Raw genomic sequence first — 409 nt, 5'->3', positions numbered from 1 at the left:
ATATTTGGTAGAAGCTAGTTGATTGAATGGTGTTTTTCCAGTATTCTCAATAGCTTTCTTGAGGAAACCACCACCATCTTCTGGTTTTTGACCAAGAATGTAGTACCAGTCACCGTTGGTATTCAAGAATTTATAGCCTTTGCTTGCTAGGTATTGAGGTGATGCGAGGTTATATCCCCACCAGCCTTTAGACCAGTAAGAAATCAAGACATCTTTGTCAAACTGAACATCGTCCTTGTCTTCATAGTAGAAGCCATCGTTGAAGGCCATTGGTTGAAGCCCTCTTTCTTTGGCCATAGCTGCGAGGGTGTTGGCATATTCGGCAAATTTGCCATAGAGTTGATACCACTTGAGGTAGTACCAGCCTTGGGCACTAGTCGCATCGTTGGCGTATTCGTCAGTACCAAAG

General features: G+C 43.5%; 1 pseudogene. It reads right to left on the bottom strand.

Features of this window, described 5'->3' with window-relative positions:
- Positions 1-409 (bottom strand): annotated as a pseudogene (locus K7431_RS30825) (beta-N-acetylhexosaminidase); the annotation flags it as partial.

The organism is Pseudomonas fluorescens group sp., from assembly GCF_020093335.1.
GTDB lineage: Bacteria > Pseudomonadota > Gammaproteobacteria > Pseudomonadales > Pseudomonadaceae > Aquipseudomonas > Aquipseudomonas petroselini.
The sequence above is the reverse complement of the archived record's forward strand: the minus strand, read 5'-3'. Positions and strand labels throughout refer to the sequence as shown.